This window comes from Rhizobacter sp. (assembly GCF_031412075.1).
Lineage (GTDB): Bacteria > Pseudomonadota > Gammaproteobacteria > Burkholderiales > Burkholderiaceae_C > Rhizobacter.
This window is the reverse complement of the sequence record NZ_JANOCG010000515.1, coordinates 1-2,810: the sequence shown is the minus strand read 5'-3', so window position 1 is coordinate 2,810 and position 2,810 is coordinate 1. Positions and strand designations below refer to the sequence as shown.

General features: G+C 62.8%; 6 protein-coding genes. 4 read left to right on the top strand and 2 right to left on the bottom strand.

The features are described from left to right. Nucleotides 1-3: 3 nt before the first annotated feature. The 3 genes from RMO40_RS19040 to RMO40_RS19030 all read left to right on the top strand — a co-directional run bounded on the left by RMO40_RS19040 (nt 4) and on the right by RMO40_RS19030 (nt 1,100). Nucleotides 4-132, top strand: coding sequence for a copper-binding protein (locus RMO40_RS19040; protein WP_489660197.1), 129 nt, complete (start codon nt 4-6; stop codon nt 130-132). A gap of 169 nt (nt 133-301) precedes the next feature. Next, nucleotides 302-496, top strand: coding sequence for a hypothetical protein (locus tag RMO40_RS19035; RefSeq protein WP_309724735.1), 195 nt, complete (start codon nt 302-304; stop codon nt 494-496). A gap of 286 nt (nt 497-782) precedes the next feature. After that, nucleotides 783-1,100 (top strand): hypothetical protein, encoded by a 318-nt coding sequence (locus RMO40_RS19030; RefSeq protein WP_309724733.1) that lies wholly within the window; start codon nt 783-785, stop codon nt 1,098-1,100. Between the two features lie 205 nt (nt 1,101-1,305). Here the strand turns inward: RMO40_RS19030 and RMO40_RS19025 are convergent, their stop codons facing one another. Then, the gene (locus RMO40_RS19025; RefSeq protein ID WP_309724731.1) at nt 1,306-1,869 is read right to left on the bottom strand and encodes a hypothetical protein; all 564 of its coding nucleotides are present in this window, start codon (nt 1,867-1,869) and stop codon (nt 1,306-1,308) included. A gap of 73 nt (nt 1,870-1,942) precedes the next feature. On the opposite strand from RMO40_RS19025, the gene RMO40_RS19020 reads away from it, so the two are divergent. Continuing rightward, entirely contained in the window at nt 1,943-2,572 is a 630-nt protein-coding gene (locus RMO40_RS19020) for a cyclic nucleotide-binding domain-containing protein (protein ID WP_309724729.1), read from the top strand. 13 nt (nt 2,573-2,585) lie between these two features. Here the strand turns inward: RMO40_RS19020 and RMO40_RS19015 are convergent. Continuing rightward, a partial coding sequence (locus RMO40_RS19015; RefSeq protein WP_309724727.1) for a hypothetical protein occupies nt 2,586-2,810 on the bottom strand: 225 nt, incomplete at its 5' end.

Below are 2,810 nucleotides of genomic sequence, written 5' to 3'. Positions count from 1 at the left end.
GGCATGACGATGGTGTTTGTCGTGAAGGACAAAACCATGCTCGACAAGCTGAAGACTGGCGACAAGGTCAAGTTCAAGGCGGTCAACGACGCTGGGAAATTTACCGTCACCGAGATCCAGCAGGCCCAGTGAAATCCGGCGCCATGGCCGTTTAGCTCGAACGTGCTTTCGGGTTTACTGGCCATCGGTATCGGGGAGGCGAGTGGATTGCTGGTGCGCCGTGCACCAACCTCTGCGCAAATGATCGCCAGACACCCTTCATGGCGCTTTGCCTCCTGGAATGACTTGGGATACGGCGAGCATGACGCATGAGCTCTTGTACCTGAAGGATCAGTCGCGCGACACGTTGTCGCTCGTTCTGATTGGCAGCGGCTTGAGTACGATGCTTGTGATTGGCTTTGCGCTGTTCATCTACTGGCAGGGCCGGCACGCCCGGGCTGCTTCACGCCTGGCACGCGAAAGACTCAAGGCGGCGCGCAAGCGACGCCGACGCTGAGCCCGGATGTGGTCGAGTTGAGCGGTTCGCAGAGGTAAATTGAGGACGGCGCCTTTGACGCATACTTGTTCGTCGGAGTCGACACTGTGTCACCCGACGGCGCAGTTTGGTGTGTCCGTGGCGTCGGTCGCGGAGACTTGCATTCCAACAGGGAATTCCCTTGAGGCGACGCATAAGCATCGACGGGGAAAAGCGTATGCGACATAACAACTTAACAGGCTTTACACGCCACCCCGCCTCAAGCGTTGCATTTGGACTGGCACTCGCCGCAGTGGCCCCGAGCACGGTGGCCGACATCGTCGACATTGCCTGGGACGCTGGCGGGCGCTTCGAGCGCAGTGTGAGCGTTGTGCCTGGCAAGTTCGCCGAGGTCTGCGGCAAGCTGCCCGCTGACCTAAAGGTCGTCTGTAGCTTCGAGGCCAGTGCACCACTGGATTTCAACGTGCATTACCACGTCGGCAAGGAAGTGGTGTTTCCGTCAAAGCTCACTGCAGTCGTCGCCGCGAAAGACACGCTGGCCACGAAGATTGATCAGGACTACTGCTGGATGTGGAGCACCAAGTCCGCGGCGCCAGCGACGATCGTGGTCAAGCTCCAACGCTGACACTTCTCAAAGCTGGCGGTCGCCGCCAACACCGTCTCATGTTCGCTGGCGGCCTGTAGCTGGAAGGGGGTCAAGCACGCGAAAGTCGAGCGGCTGCAAGCAGACGTTGCACGTGTTCCTCAGCCTACCCGGCAACGTGCTCGCCGCAACATCAGCAGTAAGTGAACCGGGCCTGCAGACGCACGCCGGCAATCACGGGCCGGCTCTATTTGTAGCCGCGAAGCTTGCTGTATTGAGCCACCTGGGCAGGCGCGAGCAGCGACATCATCTCCAGGTGATAGCGCAAGTGGGCCGAACGCAGCTTGCCCTGCAGGCCGGCGGCCTCTAACGCCGCCGTGTCCACCGTGCTTGCGGAGGCTGTCTTACCGGAAAAAAGGCGATCCAACCGCTCTTCGGCGGCGATTAGCTGCAGTCCGAGCGATGTCGTTTCTGCCTGCATGGCAGCGAACAGCTCCCGCGTCTTGCCGGTCTGGTCGGGGGTGAGTTTGAGCGGTTCAGCCAATTCCAGAACGTGTGCCGGCCCTGGATAGCCGTTGAGTTCGGCCGGCAGAGCGAAGGAGGCGCCACGCCCGTTCGCCAAGTCCGCCACGGTCGACTCGGGCAACGCCTTGATCCTTCGTTGCTGCATGCTCGCATAGGGGTGCGACGTCGCGTTCTCCCTTACGGCAGTGGGGGACGCGGAATGACCACCGTGGTGCTGATGCTGCGTGAGGCCAATCGACGGTGCGTTCAGCAATGCGGCCACTGCCATTGCTCCGAAGGGATTCATGCTTGTTCCTCGTGTGACCTTGAAGCGCCCGAGGTTGCCACGGCAGCACCCAGCTGCCTATGATCCGGATCATATGAATCAACTTGCCGTGGTTGCCACAGATCCGCACGCTGCCACCAGCGATGTCTGGCTGGGCATCACGCCTGCCCACCGCTCGCTCGCTGCCGGGCAGGCCCTGTTCCGGCAAGGCGCGCGCACGTCCGGGATCTTCCGATTGGCAGCCGGCCGCATCCGCTTGCAGCGTTGCACGCCCGGCGGCTCGGTCGTCACGATGCACACCGCGCGGCCGGGCGAGCTGTTCGCCGAGGCTTCGCTCTTCTCTCCGCGCTACCACTGCGATGGGATCGCCCAGTCCGATGCGGACGTTCTGGTCTACGCACGCGCGCAGGTGCTGCAAGCCTTTGCAGACAGCCCGTCCGCATTGCTCACCTTTGCGGCGGGGCTGGCCCAGCGCATGCAGTCGCTTCGCCAGCTCATGGAGCTGCGCCAGGTGCGGCCGGCAGAAGAGCGCGTGCTCCAGTTTCTGCGGCTGCACTGCGACGCGCAAGGCGGCTGGACTGCGCCGGGGACCTTGAAGCAATGGGCCGAAGACCTTGCCCTGACCCACGAGGCGCTGTATCGCACGCTCGCGCGACTCCAGCGCACCGGCATGTTGATGCGTGATGCCGATCGGATGCAGTTGACCGACTCGGCTCCGCGCTGAGCCAGCGAAGCGCTCAGTTCCGGCCAGTCGCATGGACCTCGAAGGTCAGGCTGCTCCAGAAGCTGTCCCATTCGATGTTGCTCACGCCCGTCGCCGGGATCATGTGAACTGCGTTGAGCATCCAGGGGCCCGGGTAGGGGAACTCGAGGGTCACCAGGCCCTTTTCGTTGGATCGCGCCCGCACGGCGATGGTCTGGCCGGCCCGCTTGTGCCACGCCTTCACAAGCACGCCTGCGAG